The sequence below is a fragment of the Leifsonia sp. SIMBA_070 genome, assembly GCF_046534635.1.
Taxonomy (GTDB): Bacteria; Actinomycetota; Actinomycetes; order Actinomycetales; family Microbacteriaceae; genus Leifsonia.
In genome coordinates this window covers 1-268 of the sequence record NZ_JAWRYK010000331.1, presented here as the reverse complement: position 1 = coordinate 268, position 268 = coordinate 1, and the positions used below count along the sequence as shown (strand labels likewise).

1 protein-coding gene is annotated in these 268 nt (G+C 53.0%); it reads left to right on the top strand.

Translation table 11 applies throughout. The annotated features are described in order from the left end of the window. Window positions 1-48: 48 nt before the first annotated feature. A partial coding sequence (locus SB754_RS20560) for a hypothetical protein (protein ID WP_410784213.1) occupies window positions 49-268 on the top strand: 220 nt, incomplete at its 3' end.

Sequence of the window (268 nt, the reverse complement as noted above, 5' to 3'; positions counted from 1 at the left end):
AGATGTGATGCGCACCGGCAGCTATGACATTTACCGGGGCCTCATTTGATGGACATGTTCAGCGTTCTCCGTGGCAGCAGCGGTAACATCTCTCTGAGCCGCACGCAGGCCGCTCTCGCTTTCCTCGTCTGCTGTGGCGTAGTTGGCTGGCAGGCCTACAAAGGGACGCTGTCAGATGTCACATTCGGTCTGTTCTTTGGCTTCTCGACAAGTGGTTATATTGCTGCGAAGAAAATCGCCACTGACAAAGATATCAAAGAGCAGAAGA